This is a genomic window from Psychrobacter sp. bablab_jr014 (assembly GCF_016464015.1).
In the GTDB taxonomy this organism is placed as follows: Bacteria; Pseudomonadota; Gammaproteobacteria; order Pseudomonadales; family Moraxellaceae; genus Psychrobacter.
Window position 1 is genome coordinate 135,354 of sequence record NZ_JACDXT010000009.1, and the last position, 20,517, is coordinate 155,870.

Below are 20,517 nucleotides of genomic sequence, written 5' to 3' on the forward strand. Positions count from 1 at the left end.
CATCAAAACTATCATGCTAATACAACTGAGAGTGGTTATCAATACATTTTAAAGGATAGTCGCGCTCAATTATAAACCGCGCTATCCTAGTGCGGTTAAAGGTTTACACTCGATTTATGTTATGAATAAGAAGAGGGTAAGCAGAAGACGATAAGCGCAATATCAAAAGCATTTTTCGCTCGCTTGCGGATGCAGCAGCCATTGACCAAGCAGCGCATTGACCGCCGCCTCAGTACGCAAAATACGTGCGCCCAAATGCAGTGCCTGACACTGATGCGCAGCAAACAAATCTATCTCATAATCAATCCAGCCGCCTTCTGCGCCGATACACAACACATCGGGCAATGCCTGTGCGCTACCCGCTGCCTCCTGCATAAAGCTTGCAAAGCTCGCCTCAGTCTTAGGATGCGCGACGATGCCTTGACGCTTTAACAGCGTGGGCAGCACATCTTCGACAAACGGCTTAAAGCGCTTGTGCATCTGAATACGCGGCAGAATCGTATCCACGCCTTGTTGCAGCCCTTCTAGCACAAACTCGTCAATACGTGCCAGCTGCGGGCTTTGCCAATAGCTTTTTTCGGTGCGGTAGCTGTTGACCAACACAATATCGCGCACGCCAAGCGCGCTCATATCCATGATAAGACGACGCAGCACCTTGGGACGCGGCAGCGCCAGCACGACAGTGACATCCAGCTTTGGCGGTGGCGCATGGGTTAGCATCACGTCTGATAACTGTACAGCGCGTTCACTCATCGTCTCAATCACCCCAGTGCCCAACTTACCACCCAGCATACCGATTTTTAGAGTGTCGCCTATATTGGCTTTAAGCACCTGACGGATGTGGCTGATTTGGGCGCTATCGCTCATATGGGCGCGGCTACCCTCAATCGCTGATGCGGGCAATAAGAGACAATTCATAACGCGCCCTGCTCATTTTGGATTGCCAATAATGCAGGAATATTAAGCGGCGTGATGGCACTGTGCGTTGCCAATACCGAATCAATCACCGCGAGCTGGTCGGTCAATACCGATTGGCGTTTATCAGTCAACGTAGTACCCGCTGCGCCCGCTGCTTTGGCTTGTTCTGGAATGGTGAGCCATGTGAATAGTTGCGGATACAGCTGCTCGGCGGCGGTGGCATAGTCGGCGCGTGCATGGGTTGCGGCGTCGGCTTGCTGCAATGCACCTACATCGGCAAGCTCATCGACCACTTCTTGGCACGAATAGGTATAGCTGCCCATCAAAATAGGCGTGCCTACGCTGGCAGGCTCGACAGGATTGTGTCCGCCAATATTGACCAGCGAGCCACCGACCAATGCCACATCGGCAAGCTGATACCACGCCATCAGCTCGCCCATCGTGTCAGCTAAATACACCTGCGTACTGGGCTGGATAGGCTCCTGCAAACTGCGGCGCGCCACGCTCAAGCCTGATGCCTGTACCATCTGCGCGGCGGCATCAAAACGCTCAGGATGACGCGGCACCAAAATCAGCAAGGCATCGGCGGACTCGGCTTGCTGTAACAGCTGCTGATGCCAATCGAGGGCGATTTGCTCCTCGCCCTCATGCGTGCTGGCAGCGACCCATATCGGACGGTCAATAGTGGCAAACTGTGTCTGAATCGACTCAGGCAGGCTTGGCTTGGTATGACCGTTAATTACCCATTTTAGCGAGCGACCAATCGTCACTTTGTCTTTATCTGCTCCTAAATCAATAAAGCGCGCGGCAGAGGACTCATCTTGAGCAATGATGCAGGTCAAGTTGTGCATCATACTGGCACTGACTTTGGCAATTTTTTGATAGCGGGTAAAGGACGCTTCGGACAAACGCCCATTAACCAAAATGCTGGGAATTTGCTGTTTATTTAACAGATACAAGGTATTTGCCCACAGCTCCGTTTCCACAAACAGCGCGGCGGCAGGTTTGACATATTTCAAAAAGCGTTTAATCACCGCAGGCGCGTCCACAGGCACGTAGCTGTGCTGCATCTGCCCTGATGCCAGCGCCTCAGCAAAGCGCTTTTGCGTGCGTGCATGCCCTGTCTGCGTGGTATTGGTGAGCCAAATGCGATAGCCTGCTTGTAGCAACGCGTCCAACACAGGCGCGACGGTATTGGTCTCCCCCAACGACACGGCATGACACCAAAGTATCGGCGCATTGGCAAAAGACTTTTGCGTATCAGCCTGTTCCGCTTCGTTTGCTACCGATGCAGACGGCTGACGGTATGCACTGCCAAAACGCTCGGCAACCTCGTCCCGATAGTTGTCCCGCTGCGAGGAGCGCTTATGTACCTGCAAGCGGTACAGCGGTTTTAAGGTGCCGATAGCGGCACGATAATACCATGGCGGCGCAACAGCATTGGCGATTGGAGACCACAAACGCGGTGTTTTTGAAGACGGCATAGACCCTCAGCACATAAACAAAACGCCATGCGGGTCAATAACCAGACATGGCGAGGTAATTTTTTAGCACTGTCGCTGTATCCACACGACAGGCTTATCACATCCTAGGGCGCGCAGATGACGCGCCGCATACTTAGTTTATAGTTACTTCATAGTTACTTTATAACTACATAGTCACTTTGTCTTATTCATCATTAGCAGGCTTACTGATTTTTTTCACATCTTTAGGGACAGACTTTGCCGTACCATCTACGGTGGTGTGCTGCTTAAACGGATTGTTTTGCTGACCACCGAATGGATTTTGACCGCCAAACGGATTGCCGCCCGCGCCACCAAATGGGTTTTGACCTGCACCGCCGCCCATACCGCCAAACGGGCTTTGACCACCCATTTGTTTTGCCATCATTTCCATCATTTTTTGCTGGTTGTTCATGACGTAGTTGTTGGCCATTTCTTTGAGCTTCTTTTGCACAGGTGGCAAAATAACCAGCAATGCCAAGATGTCACTCAACACGCCCGGAATCAATAACAACAAGCCTGCGACTGCTATGGCGATGCTCTTCATCATCGTGGTCTCAGGCGGACGCGCGCCAGGGTTCATCATGCCGCCTGCTTTCATCTGCTGCGCCATTGGGCTTAGGGTTGCCATGCCTTTACGGATCAGTGACACACCGATTACGGCCGCCACGATAAACCAAAAGAACACCAACCAACCGCTCATAAATTGGGCAAGTAAATACCAAAGCAGCATCTCAATGATAAACCAAACAATGGCAATACCGACGATCTGACCCATAACATGTCATCCTATATAATAAAAACGAAAAATAAAAAATCAGGCAAAGTAACGATTAAAACGTCTTAAAAAGTGAATAAAATAATTAACATAGCCAGTATATGGGGACGGCTTGCTATACTATCAAATTTAGGGCTCATTTTTAAGCAATACGGAATACTATGGCAATTATTATTGGGATAGACCCTGGCTCGCGCATGACGGGTTACGGCATCATCCAGCAAGTAGGCGATAAGCTGACTTTTTTAGACGCGGGCACGATTCGCACCGATACCAAAGAGATGCCTGAACGATTAAAGCGTATCTTTAATGGCTTGACGCGCATCACCACACACCATTTAAAATACGCCAACGAGCCGATACACACCGCGATTGAGCAAGTATTTATGGCAGAAAACCCCGACTCAGCGCTAAAGCTCGGACAAGCACGTGGCGCAGCGATTGCGGCGATGGTAGCACTTGATTTGGAAGTGTCAGAATACACCGCGCGCCAGATTAAGCAGTCGGTGTGCGGCTACGGCGCAGCAGAAAAAGAACAAGTACAAGAAATGGTCTGCCGCATTTTAAAGCTCGATATCACTCCGCAAGCCGATGCTGCCGACGGACTTGCCTGCGCCATCTGTCACGCCCACTCCAGCCATTCAATGAATAAAATCCTGCTCAATAGCGCCGTACGCGGTCGCGGCGCATCAAAGAAAAAAGGGCGCTGGCGCTTGACCGAAGAAGACATCAACGGCTTGCGTTAGTTTTAACCATTTGGTACAAAAAAAGACAGCGCTGTTTGGCTGTCTTTTTTTTATGGGATATTTTAGACAGATGCGCTGTTAGTCATCACTGTTATTTTCTGCTTTGGCTTTTTTGATGGTGCTTTTAATACCTTCCTCACCAAATTTGGCATCCATCGCCTTATAAAACCGTGCTAAGTTATCGCCATGCTCGGTGGGTTTAAATTTTACGATTCTACCAAAGTCCAAACCGATATACAGCACAATATCTGCAAAGCTTAATTGGTCATTGACCAAATACTCATGCCCCTCAAGCGCCGACTCAAAGTAAGGCAACGCCTTAATTGCCCGTTCAATAGACTTTTCGGCAAATTCAGGCACTTGATCAATGCGCTCGGCTTTACTTGGGCTGCTGTGCTGAAACGCCAGCATAAAGTTATACAACACTTCAAACTCGGCGATACGGCGCATGGCGCAGACTTTGGCACGCTGTACCACATCGTTACCCATCACGGAGCGTTCACCGTAGACGCGATCAAGATATTCACAAATCGCCTGCGAATCATTCAGCGCCGTACCATCACTCAACGTCATGGTCGGCACAGTGTTCATTGGGTTGATGGCGTTAAATTCTTCGGTGTAATGCTCTTTTTTACTCAGGTCAATATCGACCACGTTTAAATCATCGATATCATCAATGTCGATGCCTTTGGCAGCCAATAATAAAATGGCCTTTCTAGGATTTGGGGCAGGTCGTGTTAAGTATAGGGTTTTCATAAACAACTCCTTTGAAATGGTTTAAATCATACATTGTTTAATAATTACTTTTAAAATCATGACGCTTAGTCGTTTTTTTAGTACGTCATTTTAGTTATAACCGCTTTATATGACCGACTCAAGCATTACTTGTCTTTCATAACAAGAGCACCGCATAGTGCATTTAGTTATGCTTAGTACAAAAAAGCCGCCCAGCATAACTAGGCGACTTTTTTCTCATTTAATACAAGCGATTCATATACGCTGTCATCGGCAGCTTATTTGTTTGGCGCTGGCGTAGTACGCAAATAGGGCTTGATTTCGGTATGGCCTTTTGGATAGTTCGCCGCGATGTCTTCGTTTTTGACACTTGGCGGGATAATCACATCGTCACCATCTTCCCAGTTGACTGGAGTCGCGATGTTGTACTCATCCGACAATTGCAAAGCGTCAATCACACGAATGATTTCATTAAAGTTACGACCACAGCTCGCAGGATAAGTTAGCGTGAGGCGCACCTTTTTGTTTGGGTCGATGATAAACACACTACGCACGGTGGCGGTATTGTCGGCGTTCGGGTGAATCATGTCGTATAGGTCAGCGACAGTGCGGTTTTCATCAGCGATGATAGGGAAATTAACGGCTGTCCCTTGGGTTTCTTCGATGTCTTTTGACCAGCTGTGATGGTCATCAATACCGTCTACCGATAGCGCGATAGGCTTGACGTTGCGCTTTTGAAACTCGCCGCCAAGGGCTGCGGTACGTCCAAGCTCTGTGGTGCACACAGGCGTGTAGTCGGCAGGGTGCGAAAACAGCACGACCCAGCTGTCGCCTGCCCAATCATAAAAGTTAATATCACCTTGTGTGGTACTTGCGTCAAAATTCGGTGCGCTGTCACCCAAACGTAGATGTGCCATAATCCATTCCTTATTATCTGCTGTTGTGTTGGTTTTATTGATCTATCAAAGCGCGGCTTGTTTGCCTTGCAGGTTATGCAAACCAACATTCGCCGCGTTATTCTTAAAATGCCGTTTTATCTTAACAAACTGGTTATGAATGTCTTGTGAGCGATTGTAATGCCGTTATTCCATTTTTGGATGAAGAAAAATGTGAAAATATTTGTTGTGAACAATATCAGCGATATTATAAACAGGCACAAAAAACCCCACCTCTAGCGTACTAGAAACGGGGCGGGTTATAAAGCAGTATCAACAACTATTGTTTATCATTAACCTTTAAGCAGGCTTGTAGCTGTCACGTAGGCTAACGATTTGGTTAAACACAGGCTTGTCCGTACTGTGCAGCTCGCTGTCACTGATAAAGTAGCCTTCACGCTCAAACTGGAAACGCGTGCCCGCAGGCGCTTCCGCCAGTGACGGCTCAACCACAGCGTTAAGCTCGGTCAATGAGTTTGGATTGAGCGCTTGGTGTACATCGCTCACGCTGCTTGGGTCAGCATCGCTAAACAGTTGCTCATACAGGCGCACAGTTGCAGGTACGCCGCGGCTTGCCGATACCCAATGAATCACGCCTTTGACCTTGCGCCCTTCAGGGTTGTTGCCCAGCGTGCTTGGGTCGATGGTTGCTTTTAGCTCAACCACATTACCCGCCTCATCGGTAACATGCTCGGTCACTGCCAATACATAGGTATTGCGCAAACGAATCTCTGGCTTTTCTGGCGATAGGCGCTTGTAGCCCGCTGGTGGGGTGATTTCGTAGTCGCCTTGGTCGATGTATAGCGTTTCGGTAAAGGGAATCTCACGTACGCCCATATCGACATTCGGGTGCTTTGGTTGGCTCAGCCATAGCGTTTGTGCGTCTTCTTCCCAGCGCGCCTCGACGCTGTCCGCCTTGAGACTTTCCCACTCACTCACCGCCTCTTTAAAGTTGGTGATGGTGACTTTTAGCGGTTTTAGTACGGCCATACCGCGTGCGGTGGTGTTTTCTAATGACTGGCGGATACTAAATTCAAGCAAGCGCATGTCTACCACGCCGTCTGCCTTGGTCACGCCCACACGGTCACAAAAGTCGCGCAAACCTTCAGGCGTATAGCCACGGCGGCGCATGCCTGCGATGGTCGGCATACGTGGGTCGTCCCAGCCAGCCACGATGTTTTCATCGACCAATTGTTTCAGCTTACGCTTACTGGTCAAGGTGTGGTCAACATTCAGGCGTGAAAACTCATACTGATGCGGTGGCAGCTCAAAGCCCACTTTTTCAATCAGCCAGTCGTACAATGGACGATGGTCTTCAAACTCTAGCGTACATAGCGAATGGGTGATACCCTCTAGCGCGTCTGATAGCGGATGCGCAAAATCATACATCGGATAGATGCACCATTTGTCGCCCGTCTGGTGGTGTGATTGATGCATCACGCGATAGATGACAGGGTCGCGCATGTTCATGTTAGGGTCAGCCATGTCAATCTTGGCACGCAATACGGCTTTGCCATCTGCGTACTTGCCGTCTTTCATATCATTGAAGTGCTGCAAGTTGACTTCCACGCTGTTATCACGCTGTGGTGATGGCGTGCCTGCTTCGTTAAATGAGCCGCGATTAAGTTTAATCTCTTCAGGCGTTTGCAAATCAACATAAGCATCCCCTTGCTCAATCAGTTGCACCGCCCACGCATACAGTTGGTCAAAATAATGCGACGCATGTAGCGCATCGCCTGTCCACTCAAAGCCTAGCCACTGCACATCTTTTTTGATGCTGTCGATGTAGTCTTGTTTTTCGGCGACAGGGTTGGTGTCATCATAGCGCAAGTGACAATCACCACCGAATTCTTCAGCGATGCCAAAGTTTAAACAAATCGACTTCACGTGTCCCAAATGCAGATAGCCGTTTGGCTCAGGGGGAAAACGGGTGACGATTTTTGGGTATTTTTGCGCTTTGATATCATCACGCACGATATGGCGAATAAAATCATTCTTTTCGTTATTGCTTGAGTCTACGCTCATGGATACTGCTCCTAACACAAAAGGGGAATGCCTGACGCTGGATAAAAACCTTGGGCGTGGCAAAAACAAACGGTCTAAAAAATCAATATCGCGATATTCTATCAGGTTTATCAAAGGCATTAACAGCCTGATACATGACAGACGGCAAAAAAGCCGTTAGACTACCCCCAGCTTTTGTAAAAGGCGGCATAGTGAACGCCTGCCCGCTACAAAGGACGTAACACCTACCCAATACGAGGATATACACATGGTAGATATGCCAGTAGTTGAACTAGACACCAATATGGGTGCTATCGTTATCGAACTTAACGAAGAAAAAGCGCCTAAAACTGTCGAAAACTTTTTGAACTATGTTAAATCAGGTCATTATGACGGCACGATTTTTCACCGTGTGATTGACGGCTTTATGATTCAAGGCGGCGGTATGGACGCTGACATGAACGAAAAAGCCACCAACCGTCCTATCGAAAACGAAGCGGACAACGGTCTAAAAAATGACGCAGGCACTATCGCCATGGCGCGTACCCAAGACCCACATTCAGCGACTGGTCAGTTCTTTATCAACGTTAAAGACAACGACTTTTTGAACCACTCAAACAAGAGCCTACAAGGCTGGGGCTACACCGTGTTCGGTAAAGTGACCCAAGGTATGGACGTGGTCGAAAAAATCAAAGGCGTGGCAACAGGTCGTTACGGCATGCACGCTGATGTACCAAAAGAAGCGGTCGTCATCAACTCTGCGACCATCGTGTCTCAGTAAGTGATGCTATAGGTTGGTTATGCTTGATTTTAATCACCTGCTGACCACACGCCCAAACAGTGTCCAGCAGATTTTGATTAGCGATTTGCATTTATCTGCCGATGAGCCTGCCTTAGTGCAGGCTTTTTTGGCGCTGCTCGATGACTGTCTTGCCCTGCCCGCCCTCTCGCAGTTGTATATCCTCGGCGACTGGTTTGAGGTGTGGCTCGGCGATGACATGTATACCGAGCTGGATGATGATGCCAAAGCCGCGCATTGGTTAACGCCGATTGTTAAGCGGCTAAAAGCGCTGCGCGTGGCAGGCTGTGACATTTTAGTGATGCACGGCAATCGCGACTTCTTACTTGGGCGTCCGTTTTGTCATTTATTTGGCGCACGCTTGATTGCCGAGCCGTTTTATACCGATATTGGCGGCATAACCGTGCGCCTTGAGCATGGCGATGCGCTGTGTACCGACGATGTTAAGTATCAATGGTTTCGTAAAGTGACGCGTAAGCCCTTAGTGCAATGGTATTTTTTAAAAAAACCCATCGCCAAGCGCCACGGCATCGCGGATAAAATGCGCGCCAAAAGCAAACAGCAAAACGCGCAAAAATCTGCCGCCATTATGAATGTCAACAACGATGCAGTACAGCAAGCACTACAAAACGCGGCGATACTGCTGCACGGACACACGCACCGCCCTGCCAAGCATGAGGTGAAGACAACCGCGAGCGCTGAGCCTGTGCTAAGCGAGCACAAATGGCGCTATGTACTGGGCGATTGGCGCATAATAGACTCAGGCAGCAAACGTGCCCAAGTGCAAGCGGTGATTGCGGCAGTGACAGAAAGCGCGGACAGCACGGCGCTGGACTTGTATCAATTTTGCCATCGGGTGCGTTAAAGAATTGATTAAAACTAAAAGCTTGTACAGATAAAAAAAGCGCTTGGATTCAGTTCGAAGCGCTTTTTTATTACCTTTAAACTTACACAAGCAATTTAAAAAAGTGCTGGCGGTAGTGCTTTAGCTCACGGATTGAGTCACGGATGTCATCCAGTGCCAAATGGCTGCCATTTTTTTCAAAGCTACTTAGCACGTCAGGACGCCAACGGAAACACAGCTCTTTGATAGAGGACACATCGAGGTTGCGATAATGAAAAAAGCGCTCAAGCTCAGGCATCTGGCGCGCCAAAAAGCGGCGGTCTTGGCAAATAGAATTACCGCACATTGGCGACTTGCCGCTATCAACCCATTTGCTTAAAAACTTGATGGTTTCGGCTTCCGCTTCTGCCAAAGTCACCGTACTACGGCGTACGCGGTCAATAAGCCCCGATTGACCGTGCTGCTTGGTGTTCCAGTCATCCATACCGTTTAATACACGATCAGAGACCTTGATGGCAAACACAGGCCCTTCGGCTAAGACGTTTAAATCATCGTCGGTCACGATGGTGGCGATCTCGATAATCTCATCACTCAAGGTGTTCAGCCCCGTCATCTCTAGGTCAATCCAAACCAGCCCTTTTTTGCCTTGGTGCTTGATTTTGATTTTATTCGGGTGTTCGGTGCTGCTCATACGCGTTCCTATTACTCAATCGGGTGACGACGCATGGGCGATAGGATTACAAAACCCTAAGATACGCCCACGCTTTAGGCTGTATGTTAGCAAATTTTCACGCTACACTTAGAGATATTTTTTTGACAGGTCGGCACTTATGGCACTTATTCGGCAACGCAAACTGAGCAAACAGCAGATTCGTCGCATCAATCAACAGCAAAAATCCAATCAAGACAGTCTCGATGACAGCTTGATGGATGGCGTGGTCATGGCACATTATGGCAAGCAGCTCGAGGTGCAAGTGACCAGCCTGCCTGCGGTGTTGCCCATCCAGCCCGAAGTCGCCCCTGATGACCCTGAGCCGTTTTGGCAAGCGATCGAGATGGATGACATTTGGCGCTGTCACGCGCGTACCAATTTGCCGATGCTCGCGACGGGCGACTATGTGCGCTGGACTGCTGATCCCAATACAGGGCTTGGACGTATTGAGTCGGTACAGCCGCGCACGTCCCTAGTCTCGCGTCCCGACCGCTATCATAAGCTAAAGCCTGTGGCGGCAAACGTGGATATTTTGGCGATTGTGTTTGCACCCCTGCCCGCCGCTGCGCCGTCTTTGATTGACCGTTATTTGGTGGTTTGTCATCATGCAGGCGTCACGCCGCTCTTGGTATTAAACAAAGCCGATTTGCTAAGCCAAAGCGAACACGCCGCCACGCAAACCCTGCTTGATGACTACCGCGACTTGGGTTACGAGACCGTATTAACCTCAGTGGACTGCCCTGAAAATATCGCCACGAGTCAAGAACAGCAAGGCTTAGACGATTTAAAGACAGCGATTGATAACAAGCTGGTCATCTTTGCGGGACAATCGGGTGTGGGCAAAAGCAGCCTGACTAACGCGCTGCTGCCCGACTCTGCGCAAAGCGTCAACGTCATCTCTGAAAACTCGCAGCTTGGACAGCACACCACCACCACCAGCCGCCTACTGCCTTTTAACAACCATGACCTGACCCAAGGCGGCATCGTAGACACCCCTGGTATCCGCGAGTACGGCATCTGGCATTTGACGCCTGACGACATCATTTCAGGCTTTATCGAGCTTGCGCCCTTATCGGGCGATTGCCGCTTTCGCGATTGCAAACACACGCACAACAGCAAAGGCTGCGCCCTTTGGCAAGCGGTCGAGGACGGACAAGTATTGCAGCGCCGCGTTGAGAACTTGGTGACGTTGCAAGAGGAAGCAGACACCAAACCCTATTGATAATACCTCTTTCTTTTTAACAAACTTATCCGCCCTATGTGCCTTTGGGCATACGGGCGGCATCATGCGTTTACTCACGATGCCCTTATCGGTATAATGACGCCTTGTTCGTCGGTATTGCGCTGCCTATAGGCGTGATAGAACGCTTATTTTTCGGAGGTTTGGTTTGAACTTTGAACGTGCGCTTGAGTTTATGGGCAATCACCCATTTTTATTTGGCATCTTAGTCGTTTTGATGATTTTGTTTTTTACCATCGAAAACAAACGCAGCGGCAAAAAAATCTCCGCCAACACCCTTGGCATGATGGTCAACTCGCAAAATGCTCAGATGATTGACATTCGCCCCAAGAAAAAATTTACCACAGGCTACATCCAAGGCAGCCGCAACATTCCTTTTACTGAGCTAAAAGACCGCATGGAAGAAATCCGTGCGATTGAGCAGCCTGTCATCATTATTTGTGACATCGGGGCGCAAGCAGGTGCAGCAGTGCAGATGATTGGTAAAGACAATGTCTATCGGCTAGAAGGCGGCGTCAATGGCTGGAAATCTAGCGGTATGCCACTTGTTGGCTTGAATAAAGAGCAAGCCAAAGGCAAGCCCAATATGCGCAAAAAATAAGGGCGATAAAACGGCTGGCGATGAGCTGGTATCGTTCCCCTTTACTACTTTGCTCATAAATACTGTGAAAGACACCGCCCCATGCGGTGTTTTTTATGGTCTAAAATAAGGCGTCACAGCCCATAAGCATCATTGATGCTGTAAGTATGACGCGCTAATAAATTGATATGTTTATATTTTTTTCGGCACTTACAAAACTGCGATACAGCGTGCTTGAATTCATTTGTGCCATCCCCAACATTGATATACATACGAAGCGCACGGCTTTGTGCTGCTTTTTTATTTTTTAGAAACACTGATAATAAGGAATGACCATGAGCGTCCCTGTAAAAGTATACACCACACCGATTTGCCCTTACTGCACCAACGCCAAACAGCTACTACAATCAAAAGGTGTGGACTACGAAGAAATCAGCATGCACGACATGAGCCGCGAAGACCGTATGGAGCTGATGAAAAAAACCAATAACTACCGCACCGTACCGCAGATTTTTGTGGGCGAAACTTTTGTTGGTGGCTTTAGTGAGTTGAATCAGATGAACCAACAAGGTAAGCTTGACGAGCTGCTCGCTGGCTAAGCGATGTATCACCACAGCGCGCCACAATTTTGCGGCGCGTTTTTATATACGATAATAAGTTAACATTTAGGATTTGAGGAAGTATCATGGCTGAAGAACAAGCACAACCACAATTGGCACTAGAACGCATTTACGTTAAAGACATGTCACTAGAAGTCCCAGGCGCAGAAGTATTCACCAAAGAGTGGAACCCTGAGCTGGACATCAATCTATCAAGCAACGCTGAAAAGCTCGACGACGACCACTATCAAGTGGTATTGACCGTAACTGTAAATGCAAAAAATGCGGACGCGCCTGCCTTTATCGCTGAAGTGCATCAAGCAGGTATCTTTTTGCTAAAGAGCATCCCAGATGAGCAAATTGGTCAGATTCTAGGTGCATACTGCCCGAACGTCTTATTCCCATATGCGCGCGAAGTCATTAGCGACATCGTAACTCGTGGTAGCTTCCCACAGCTATTGCTTGCGCCTGTTAATTTTGACCAAGCCTACGCGCAAAGCCAGCAACAAGCGGCAGCTCAAGGTAATGCTTAATTTACCTGCCTTGTCTCACTGGCACCGTTTGTCAGTATGATTCAGTGTGGTATAAAAAACCGTCTGTATTTGCAGACGGTTTTTTTATGGTTACTGGCTTTGATTTTAGGTATTAAGGCGTTTAGTTTCAGCACTAGCCATTTAAGTTTTTATTGTTACTACTACAAGGCGTGTTTGGGTCAAGGCTAAGACAGCCATACAACTTTATAGAAATTGACATCGTTGAGCAGTATAATTTACTTAGGCTATTTTAAAGGGTAGGTTAAAAAACCCCAAGGCCATAAGCGGCATTGGGGTTTTACGCTGATAGGTCTAGGTCAACCGTTTAGTCGTTGACCTACCATAAGCGATTATTCGCCTTTTAGCGTGCTGAGTACTTGCTCTTTTACCTCATCGATGGCTTGTGTGCCGTCAAACTTGGTATATGCTGGCGCGTCTGCACCTTCTTGCGCTTTTTCTTGATAAAAACCAACCAAAGCAGCGGTTTGCTGATGATATGTAGACAGACGCTCACGGATGGTGTCTTCTTTGTCATCATCACGCTGAATCAATGGCTCGCCAGTGACGTCGTCAATGCCCTCTTCTTTTGGTGGGTTGTGCGCGATGTGGTACACACGGCCTGAACCTGGGTGCTGACGGCGACCTGACAGACGGCTCACGATTTCGTCATCAGGCACGCTGATTTCGACCACGTGATTGATAGCGACGTCCGCATCCGCCAATGCTTGCGCTTGTGGGATGGTGCGCGGGAAGCCATCGAAGATGCAGCCATTGGCACAATCAGGCTTGGCAATACGCTCTTTTACCAAGTTGATGATTAAATCATCAGAAACCAAGCCACCTGCATTCATGATGCTTTCGGCTTGGCGACCCAGTTCGCTGCCCTCTTTGATTGCCGCACGTAGCATATCGCCTGTTGAGATTTGCGGGATATCAAATTCTTGAGAGATGAACTGTGCTTGTGTGCCTTTGCCAGCGCCTGGTGGTCCAAGCAAAATAATACGCATCATGATACGTGACTCCTTTAATAGGCAAGATTTTCGGGTGTTTTAAATTGTCTTGGCTACCTTACCCTGTGCAGGTATAAAGCTCAAGTTTTTTTCATCGTTATTGCCAAGACGTTGAAAAAAGCAACCGATAAATCACCGTTTATCGCTGATTTATCGGTATTTATGGCAACCATTTATGCTTGCCATCATTAACAAAAATAATGGCATATTTATTGTCACATTGACTTAAAAGTAAGTTACTCCAAATCAAGGCACTTGCTGATTAATCTCAACATTAACTGCATTCACATCAGCGCCGATAACCACAGGATTGCCTGACAAGTCGCCAGATTCGGCAACGGCATTACCACTATGGCTGATGCGGGCAACGACGGCGAGCTGTACCTTGTCCGCACGCGCCCTATGAATGGTACGTCCTGGCATCATGGCGTCAAGGTCACTTAGCCGTACTTCGGCTTTGCCTTGTTTGATGCTGCTGATTGGTAAGCGCTTGGCGGCGTATGGTGGGCCACCTGCCACGTCACGAATCGCGACGAACAGTACGTCGTCTGCCTTGACCAAAGGTAACAAGCTACTATTAATATGCACCGTAACATCAATGCCTTGTGAGGCTTGCTGCTCTTGGGTGTCAATATTGGCGCTGAGTGTGTCGAGACTGTCCAGCGCTTGACTGTGGTCACCTGGCTTGGCAGCGATACTTTCACGTAAACGCGCAATCCAGCCACGCGCTTGCGCGAAGTTGTTGGCACGCGCTTCACCCATTGCCATGAGCATCTGTGCGCCTTCATGTTGCGGATTTTTCGCCAGTACGCCTTCTAATACGCGACGACTGTTGGCATCGATTTGTCCTTGATTGGCAAAAAAGCTGATCTGCGCGTACGTGGTCGCAATCTCTTCATTGTCAGGCGACAAACGATATGCACGTGACAAGGACTCAATGGCAGAATCGGTCGCTTCAAGTGATAAGAACAGCTCGGAGAGGCGCATCCAGCGATCAGGATCATCAGCATGACGATAGACATTGGTCTGCATGGCGCTAATCAGTTGTTGTCCATTCTCAATCGCCCATGCTGGCGGCTGATCAATCTTACCTGTCAATAGGTCATCTGCCACTTGACCGACTTTGTCTTCAGCTTGCCACAGCTCAAACACAGGCGTGCGGTCGCTGATTAAAAAGTACGCCATAAATGCTAGTACAGGCACCCAAACGATGATGATTAAGCGGCTTTTGACGCTGGGGGCGACCATAGGCGCAACTTGTTTTTGCGCATCTAACAGCTGACGCTCCAGCTCTAATTTTTGCTGCTCATAATGCGCCGTATCAATCGTACCATTGTCTTTGTCCGTGGCCAATTCTGCTAGGCGCTCACGAAACACGGCAACGTTTAGATCAAGCAGTTGGTTGTCTACCGCCACATTTTTTTGACGCGAAGCACGTAGCCAAGGCACAAGGACGATAACTGCTAACAGCAGTGCTACCAATAGACTGAGCGAAAAGAATAGGCCAAGGGTCGGAAATACGGTCATAAGGAATCCTTTTGGCTACGGGTGGCGTCTGGCTGGCTGCGTGCTAATAACTTGTCCAGCTCAGCTTGTTCACTTGCACTCAATGGCTGAGGCGCGTCATCTTGCTCGATTTTACGAGCACCACTGGTTTCAAGCTGACGACGCTTAGTACGCCAAAACCAACCAGTCAACAATAAGATCAGCAAAAGTGGCGGGAAAAACCACAGTATCCACGTTGAAGGACGTACAGGCGGACGGTAACTGATAAAGTCGCCATAACGATCCTGCATATAGCTGCGAATCTCAGTATCGCTGCGCCCTTCTTGAACCAAATCATAGGTTTTTTGTTTCAAATCTTGGGCAATGGGTGCATCTGAGCCTGCCAAATTTTGGTTTTGGCATTTTGGGCAACGCAGCTCCTCAATCAGCCCGCGGTACTGTGCTTCTTGCTGCGGCGAATCAAACTCATAGACATCAATCGCGGCATGAGCAGCAACACTAAGCACCATCGCCGCTAGTAAACTGGCACCCAGCAAACGCAAACGGACGATCAGCGCACGTAATGAAGACCCCGTTATCATTGGCACACCTCCGCAAGCTCACTCTCACTCGGCGCTGCACCCTTAGTGCTGGCACTGCTTAATACCATCAAACACGGCGCAACGCGCTCTTGCCAGTTTTGTTCGTTCAACTCGCCAATGATGTGCTGACGTATCACGCCCTCTGCATCGACCACGAACGTCTCAGGCGCGCCCGTCAAACCCAAATCAAGCGCGAACTGCCCTTTGCTGTCTTGGATAGACATGGAGAATGGGTCGCCGCGCTCGTTAAGATAGCTGAGCGCATTGCCAATCTCGTCTTTATAATTGACACCCACGATGTTCACGCCGCGCTCTTCCAGCTCAAGCAAAAACGGATGCTCAACGATACAGGTCGGGCACCATGAGCCCCAAATGTTCATCAGATAGGGCTGCTTGGGCAAATTGTCATTGGTCACCATACGCGAGGTGTCGGACAATAATGGCAGCTTGAAAGCAGGCACAGGACGCTCAAGCGCGGTGTTGGTGACAATCTCTGTCGGCTTGCCAAGGCGCATATACAGCATGATGCACAGCCCCGCAAAGACCACAAGCGGTATCAAAAACCATATTTTCATCTGTTTTTTACGCATTGTTTATACGCCCTTTACTCAATTGCTGTTGTACAACTCTTTTGCGGTTCATATCACTTGTCCTGCATCATCGCCAGCGACGCTTTGGTATCGACCTTTTTAAGACGATAGCGTTTATCAAGCATACTGAGCGCCGCGCCCAATGCCATGATAATTGCGCCGAGCCAAATCCAGCGCACCAACGGCTTGACATAAATACGCACCGCCCACTGGTTACTGCCCTCAGCAATCGGCTCACCGAGCGCCACGTACACATCGCGCAGTAGGCTTGCGTCAATCGCCGCCTCATTCATCGGCATCATGCTGACCACGTAAGTGCGCTTTTCTGGATATAAGGTGGTCACTTCCCGTCCGTCTTTACTGACCAACACTTCCGCTTGGATACCATCAAAGTTACTGCCTTTGACATCATGGAAATCCTTAACATCAAAGTCATAGCCTTGGACTTGGATCGTATCGCCGATACCGAGCGCCACATCACGCTCAATGCTGAGGCTGGTGGTCACGGCAACACCAATCGCCGCAACCAATACGCCCACGTGCGCGACCTGCATACCCCAGTAGCTCTGACGCAGCTGACGCATGCCCGCCCATAGACCGCTGGCGTTTTTGCTTTTGTCTTTGATATCGACAACCATCCACATCAGTACCCACGCGCTGAGCGCAACGGTCACTGCAATGTTTAGCATCGCGGTCGGATGGGTAAAGTAAGCGACAAGCGCACCCAAGACCGCCGAGCTGACCGCAATGGTCATCGCCACACCGAGCAACGGACGCTTGTCTTTTTTCCAGCGAATATTTGCGCCCATGCCCAGCGCCAGTAGCAATAGCCACGTTAAAGGAACGAACAGCGCGTTAAAGTAAGGAGGGCCGACAGACACCTGACCAAGGTTAAAGGCATCGGCGATAATCGGATACAGTGTGCCTAGTAATACAACCAAGGTAGCAATCAAAATCACCACATTGTTGATGACCAAAAAGGACTCGCGCGAGATGAGCTTATAATGACTCTCAACCGTCAAGCGCCAGCCACGAATGGCAAACATCAATAAGCCGCCACCAACGACCACACCCAAAATCGCCAAAATCACCATCCCGCGTGTCGGGTCAGCGGCGAACGAATGCACCGAGGTAATCACGCCTGAACGTACCAAGAAGGTGCCGAGCAGACTCAAGGCAAACGAGAAAATCGCCAGCATAATCGTCCATGCCTTAAACACTCCGCGTTTTTCGGTCACTGCTAACGAATGCAATAGCGCGGTTCCCGCCAGCCAAGGCAAGAGTGAGGCGTTTTCGACAGGATCCCAGAACCACCATCCGCCCCAACCAAGCTCGTAATACGCCCACCATGATCCAAGCGCAATACCGAGCGTTAAAAAACCCCAAGCCGCCTGCGTCCATGGGCGTGACCAGCGTGTCCACACCGCATCCAAGCGCCCTGCCCACAATGCCGCCATACAAAAAGCAAACGGCACAACCATACCCACATAGCCCATATACAGCATCGGCGGGTGAATAATCAGACCAGGGTCTTGGAGTACAGGGTTTAAGTCTGCGCCATCAACAGGCAGGTTGGGTAAGGTGCGGTCAAAAGGAGAGGAGGTAAAAATCAGCATCGCCAGCATCATCATCTGCACGCCTGCCAAAATTACCAATACGCGGGCGCGCATCGCTAGCGGCAAACCACGGCTAAAGTACGATACCAGCGCGCACCAAATGGCCATGATGGTCATCCACAAAAGCAGCGAGCCTTCGTGCCCACCCCATGTTGCCGACAGCTTGTAATACCAAGGCAGCAGCGTATTAGAGTGCTGTACCACATAGATCAAGCTAAAGTCATTGTAATAAAAGCCCGCCATCAGCGCGCCAAACGATACCAGCATTGCCGCCAGTTGCGCCCATGCAAGGCTCGGCGCCAAGCGCTGCCACGCCACCTGCTCGCGCATGATGCCTACCGTCGGTAACACCACTTGCAAAATCGCCAAGAAAAAAGCGGACAGCAAGGCAAAATAGCCCAGTTCTGTGATTAACATACCATCAAACCTTATTTACCGAACGACCATCAACACAAAGCGCAATGATGACGCGTATTATCAATGCTGAGTATAGCTGGCCCATATTGTTCATTCACGTCTGCTTTGTTATTGCTGACGACAGCACGCCATCATCGCGGATAACCGACAAACCCAAAGGGAACAACATCTCGCCTACTTAGCATCTCGCCCAGCCACTTCGGAGCGCGCCTCTAAAGTGGTATTGCAAAAAACGGACTGCCATGCGCTGTTATGAGCCCATCGCAGGAAAAAACACCAATACCAAATGCAGCCAGCCTGCTAAGAAGCCTGTGAGTCCGCCCAAAATAATCAGCGTCATCTCATCTTCACGAAAGGCAGGACGCAGCAGATTTTGAAACTCATCGGGTGACAAAGCGCGGATGCGGTCACGAAACAGTCCAAAAATCTTACTGGCGCGACTCTCGTTTAGTTCAGGGTCGCGCAGCGGGGTCATGGTCGCGGTGATGGACTTATCAATAATAGTGTTCTTTAAATGCCCAAACTCGCGACGACCGAGGCTCACCCGTAGTGTGGTACGTATCACAGGCGTATCTAACACATCATATAAGTGCGACTTCATCAGCTCGCGGGTCTGCGCGGCGCGCTCGCCATACATCATCTCGTTCATGATGTTCTCAAGCGTCACCAGCTCACGCACCACAATATCGGCAAACACTTCAGACACTTCTTCTTGGCGCTTCATAAAGCCGCCCTGCCAGCGATATCTCGCCACATGCGGCACGTGCAAGCGAATAAATGGCGCACGCTTAGTCAGCGAAAACCACTTAATATAAGGAATAAAGCGCGGCTGAACAGGATTAAATACCATCCAAATGGCAATCCAATTGGTCAAAAGACCCCACACGGCAGCAAAAAACGGCACCGTCCAATGCTGCGGCACCACCAAGAAAATAAACATCTGGATAATGCCAAACACCAAGCCAATCAGCGCACTGATGTGCCAGATAAAATCAATCTCTTTTTGTCCCACTTTTAGGAACATATTGACCATCAAGCGGCGGTCGCCTTCCATTTTATTGACAATCATCTGACGCATATCGACCAAATCTTCGACATTGTGCGTCAAGTCCATGACTAAAGACTGCATAATATTGGGCAGCGCTTCATGCGCTTGATTATAAATGCGCCGCTTTACAGCGAAAGGAATGTTGCGCCACAAAGACTCGGAGCGCTCAAGCATAATCTCATCAATCAGCGACTCAAGGTTTTCATCGACAGTATCGGTGATGAATGCCGCCATTTGCTCAGGCTCCATCGCCTTAAAAAATTCATCCAATGAGCCGAGCTTTGAGAGCGTCTGATCGACAATGACGCCTGATATCTTGCCCGCCTTACGCGGAACGATGCCTTGCCAGCCAATCCCTGGCAGACCAAAAAAAGGAAAATGTGCGACACGAATGCCCCAAAACTTAATGGGATAAAACAGCATCTTAAGTGCCATCCAGACATGCGCCCATGTGACGAATGCCGTCACAGGCGGGATGGTCAGCATGGCGACAAACTCAGGGTGCTCGACCAGCGCTTGCCATATAGATGAGATGACCATGACGGTGTGCCTCTATGAACCCATTATCACCGAATGTAATCTGTCGCCCGAGCGATGCAGACGACCCCAGCTGCGGTCATGCAAACAAAACACCAAGCCCATATCAAAGCCACCAGCCAACCGTGACCAAACAGACGCTCGATGTTGCATGGATTTTATTTGTAGCGCACGTGTCCACGACAACCCACGACAACCCACGACAAATAAAATCGCATGATTTTAACATACTTAGCCTTTATAAGCACACCCAACACACATCAAGATACTTATCTGCAAAACGGTAA

Annotated in this window: 20 protein-coding genes; 7 read left to right on the top strand and 13 right to left on the bottom strand. The window is 49.3% G+C overall.

Translation table 11 applies throughout. The features are described 5' to 3' along the window. Window positions 1-162: 162 nt before the first annotated feature. From JIE71_RS02550 to JIE71_RS02560, 3 genes are all read right to left on the bottom strand, one after another. The gene (locus JIE71_RS02550) at window positions 163-918 is read right to left on the bottom strand and encodes a 16S rRNA (uracil(1498)-N(3))-methyltransferase (RefSeq protein WP_199507154.1); all 756 of its coding nucleotides are present in this window, start codon (window positions 916-918) and stop codon (window positions 163-165) included. After that, a complete protein-coding gene (locus JIE71_RS02555; protein WP_199507155.1) occupies window positions 915-2,402 on the bottom strand; it encodes a 3-deoxy-D-manno-octulosonic acid transferase in 1,488 nt (495 codons plus the stop codon). Before JIE71_RS02555 ends, JIE71_RS02550 begins: the two co-directional genes overlap by 4 nt. 184 nt (window positions 2,403-2,586) lie before the next feature. Further along, a complete protein-coding gene (locus tag JIE71_RS02560; RefSeq protein ID WP_199507156.1) occupies window positions 2,587-3,198 on the bottom strand; it encodes an FxsA family protein in 612 nt (203 codons plus the stop codon). A 161-nt stretch (window positions 3,199-3,359) separates the two neighbouring features. Between JIE71_RS02560 and ruvC the strand changes: the two genes are divergently transcribed. Beyond that, the gene (gene ruvC / locus JIE71_RS02565) at window positions 3,360-3,944 is read left to right on the top strand and encodes a crossover junction endodeoxyribonuclease RuvC (RefSeq protein WP_199507157.1); all 585 of its coding nucleotides are present in this window, start codon (window positions 3,360-3,362) and stop codon (window positions 3,942-3,944) included. A 78-nt stretch (window positions 3,945-4,022) separates the two neighbouring features. Here the strand turns inward: ruvC and JIE71_RS02570 are convergent, their stop codons facing one another. From JIE71_RS02570 to JIE71_RS02580, 3 genes are all read right to left on the bottom strand, one after another. Further along, window positions 4,023-4,700, bottom strand: coding sequence for a glutathione S-transferase family protein (locus tag JIE71_RS02570; protein ID WP_199507158.1), 678 nt, complete (start codon window positions 4,698-4,700; stop codon window positions 4,023-4,025). Window positions 4,701-4,957: 257 nt separating this feature from the next. Beyond that, entirely contained in the window at window positions 4,958-5,596 is a 639-nt protein-coding gene (locus JIE71_RS02575) for a peroxiredoxin (protein WP_199507159.1), read from the bottom strand. A 318-nt stretch (window positions 5,597-5,914) separates the two neighbouring features. Then, window positions 5,915-7,639 carry a glutamine--tRNA ligase/YqeY domain fusion protein gene (locus tag JIE71_RS02580; RefSeq protein WP_199507160.1) on the bottom strand — a complete coding sequence of 575 codons (1,725 nt, stop codon included), beginning with the start codon at window positions 7,637-7,639 and terminating at the stop codon, window positions 5,915-5,917. Window positions 7,640-7,886: 247 nt separating this feature from the next. On the opposite strand from JIE71_RS02580, the gene JIE71_RS02585 reads away from it, so the two are divergent. Next, on the top strand, window positions 7,887-8,399 hold the full coding sequence (locus tag JIE71_RS02585; RefSeq protein WP_199507161.1) for a peptidylprolyl isomerase: 513 nt from the start codon (window positions 7,887-7,889) through the stop codon (window positions 8,397-8,399). 19 nt (window positions 8,400-8,418) lie between these two features. Continuing rightward, window positions 8,419-9,282: a UDP-2,3-diacylglucosamine diphosphatase gene (locus JIE71_RS02590; protein WP_199507162.1), complete on the top strand. Its 864-nt coding sequence runs from the start codon at window positions 8,419-8,421 to the stop codon at window positions 9,280-9,282. Between the two features lie 82 nt (window positions 9,283-9,364). Here the strand turns inward: JIE71_RS02590 and orn are convergent, their stop codons facing one another. After that, complete coding sequence (gene orn, locus JIE71_RS02595; protein WP_199507163.1) at window positions 9,365-9,952, bottom strand: oligoribonuclease; 588 nt, start codon at window positions 9,950-9,952, stop codon at window positions 9,365-9,367. A gap of 139 nt (window positions 9,953-10,091) precedes the next feature. On the opposite strand from orn, the gene rsgA reads away from it, so the two are divergent. The 4 genes from rsgA (at window position 10,092) to secB (ending at window position 12,925) form a co-directional block, all read left to right on the top strand. Then, entirely contained in the window at window positions 10,092-11,195 is a 1,104-nt protein-coding gene (gene rsgA / locus JIE71_RS02600; RefSeq protein ID WP_199507164.1) for a ribosome small subunit-dependent GTPase A, read from the top strand. A 193-nt stretch (window positions 11,196-11,388) separates the two neighbouring features. Next, window positions 11,389-11,814 carry a rhodanese-like domain-containing protein gene (locus JIE71_RS02605; protein WP_199507211.1) on the top strand — a complete coding sequence of 142 codons (426 nt, stop codon included), beginning with the start codon at window positions 11,389-11,391 and terminating at the stop codon, window positions 11,812-11,814. A gap of 314 nt (window positions 11,815-12,128) precedes the next feature. Beyond that, window positions 12,129-12,392: a glutaredoxin 3 gene (gene grxC, locus JIE71_RS02610; protein WP_199507165.1), complete on the top strand. Its 264-nt coding sequence runs from the start codon at window positions 12,129-12,131 to the stop codon at window positions 12,390-12,392. 83 nt (window positions 12,393-12,475) lie between these two features. After that, window positions 12,476-12,925, top strand: a complete 450-nt coding sequence (gene secB, locus JIE71_RS02615; protein ID WP_199507212.1) for a protein-export chaperone SecB — start codon at window positions 12,476-12,478, stop codon at window positions 12,923-12,925. 350 nt (window positions 12,926-13,275) lie between these two features. Here secB and adk read toward each other — a convergent pair whose 3' ends face one another. From adk to JIE71_RS02645, 6 genes are all read right to left on the bottom strand, one after another. Then, a complete protein-coding gene (gene adk, locus JIE71_RS02620; protein WP_199507213.1) occupies window positions 13,276-13,932 on the bottom strand; it encodes an adenylate kinase in 657 nt (218 codons plus the stop codon). 249 nt (window positions 13,933-14,181) lie between these two features. Beyond that, window positions 14,182-15,462, bottom strand: coding sequence for a c-type cytochrome biogenesis protein CcmI (gene ccmI / locus JIE71_RS02625; RefSeq protein ID WP_199507166.1), 1,281 nt, complete (start codon window positions 15,460-15,462; stop codon window positions 14,182-14,184). Next, window positions 15,459-15,950: a cytochrome c-type biogenesis protein gene (locus tag JIE71_RS02630; RefSeq protein WP_228284506.1), complete on the bottom strand. Its 492-nt coding sequence runs from the start codon at window positions 15,948-15,950 to the stop codon at window positions 15,459-15,461. The genes ccmI and JIE71_RS02630 overlap by 4 nt, the downstream gene beginning before the upstream one ends. 68 nt (window positions 15,951-16,018) lie before the next feature. Further along, window positions 16,019-16,612 carry a DsbE family thiol:disulfide interchange protein gene (locus JIE71_RS02635; protein WP_199507168.1) on the bottom strand — a complete coding sequence of 198 codons (594 nt, stop codon included), beginning with the start codon at window positions 16,610-16,612 and terminating at the stop codon, window positions 16,019-16,021. Window positions 16,613-16,665: 53 nt separating this feature from the next. Continuing rightward, window positions 16,666-18,645 carry a heme lyase CcmF/NrfE family subunit gene (locus JIE71_RS02640; RefSeq protein ID WP_199507169.1) on the bottom strand — a complete coding sequence of 660 codons (1,980 nt, stop codon included), beginning with the start codon at window positions 18,643-18,645 and terminating at the stop codon, window positions 16,666-16,668. Window positions 18,646-18,895: 250 nt separating this feature from the next. Further along, window positions 18,896-20,233: a hypothetical protein gene (locus tag JIE71_RS02645; protein WP_199507170.1), complete on the bottom strand. Its 1,338-nt coding sequence runs from the start codon at window positions 20,231-20,233 to the stop codon at window positions 18,896-18,898. Window positions 20,234-20,517 lie beyond the last annotated feature (284 nt).

Bases quoted from the DNA above. Each gene is read 5' to 3' on its own strand.
- JIE71_RS02575 (WP_199507159.1), bottom strand. From the start codon at position 5,596: ATGGCACATCTACGTTTGGGTGACAGCGCACCGAATTTTGACGCAAGT.
- JIE71_RS02585 (WP_199507161.1), top strand. From the start codon at position 7,887: ATGGTAGATATGCCAGTAGTTGAACTAGACACCAATATGGGTGCTATC.
- ruvC (WP_199507157.1), top strand. From the start codon at position 3,360: ATGGCAATTATTATTGGGATAGACCCTGGCTCGCGCATGACGGGTTAC.
- JIE71_RS02560 (WP_199507156.1), bottom strand. From the start codon at position 3,198: ATGGGTCAGATCGTCGGTATTGCCATTGTTTGGTTTATCATTGAGATG.
- JIE71_RS02590 (WP_199507162.1), top strand. From the start codon at position 8,419: ATGCTTGATTTTAATCACCTGCTGACCACACGCCCAAACAGTGTCCAG.
- JIE71_RS02605 (WP_199507211.1), top strand. From the start codon at position 11,389: ATGGGCAATCACCCATTTTTATTTGGCATCTTAGTCGTTTTGATGATT.
- orn (WP_199507163.1), bottom strand. From the start codon at position 9,952: ATGAGCAGCACCGAACACCCGAATAAAATCAAAATCAAGCACCAAGGC.
- rsgA (WP_199507164.1), top strand. From the start codon at position 10,092: ATGGCACTTATTCGGCAACGCAAACTGAGCAAACAGCAGATTCGTCGC.
- JIE71_RS02630 (WP_228284506.1), bottom strand. From the start codon at position 15,950: ATGGTGCTTAGTGTTGCTGCTCATGCCGCGATTGATGTCTATGAGTTT.
- ccmI (WP_199507166.1), bottom strand. From the start codon at position 15,462: ATGACCGTATTTCCGACCCTTGGCCTATTCTTTTCGCTCAGTCTATTG.
- JIE71_RS02550 (WP_199507154.1), bottom strand. From the start codon at position 918: ATGAATTGTCTCTTATTGCCCGCATCAGCGATTGAGGGTAGCCGCGCC.
- JIE71_RS02570 (WP_199507158.1), bottom strand. From the start codon at position 4,700: ATGAAAACCCTATACTTAACACGACCTGCCCCAAATCCTAGAAAGGCC.
- JIE71_RS02645 (WP_199507170.1), bottom strand. From the start codon at position 20,233: ATGGTCATCTCATCTATATGGCAAGCGCTGGTCGAGCACCCTGAGTTT.
- JIE71_RS02635 (WP_199507168.1), bottom strand. From the start codon at position 16,612: ATGCGTAAAAAACAGATGAAAATATGGTTTTTGATACCGCTTGTGGTC.
- JIE71_RS02555 (WP_199507155.1), bottom strand. From the start codon at position 2,402: ATGCCGTCTTCAAAAACACCGCGTTTGTGGTCTCCAATCGCCAATGCT.
- JIE71_RS02580 (WP_199507160.1), bottom strand. From the start codon at position 7,639: ATGAGCGTAGACTCAAGCAATAACGAAAAGAATGATTTTATTCGCCAT.
- grxC (WP_199507165.1), top strand. From the start codon at position 12,129: ATGAGCGTCCCTGTAAAAGTATACACCACACCGATTTGCCCTTACTGC.
- adk (WP_199507213.1), bottom strand. From the start codon at position 13,932: ATGCGTATTATTTTGCTTGGACCACCAGGCGCTGGCAAAGGCACACAA.
- JIE71_RS02640 (WP_199507169.1), bottom strand. From the start codon at position 18,645: ATGTTAATCACAGAACTGGGCTATTTTGCCTTGCTGTCCGCTTTTTTC.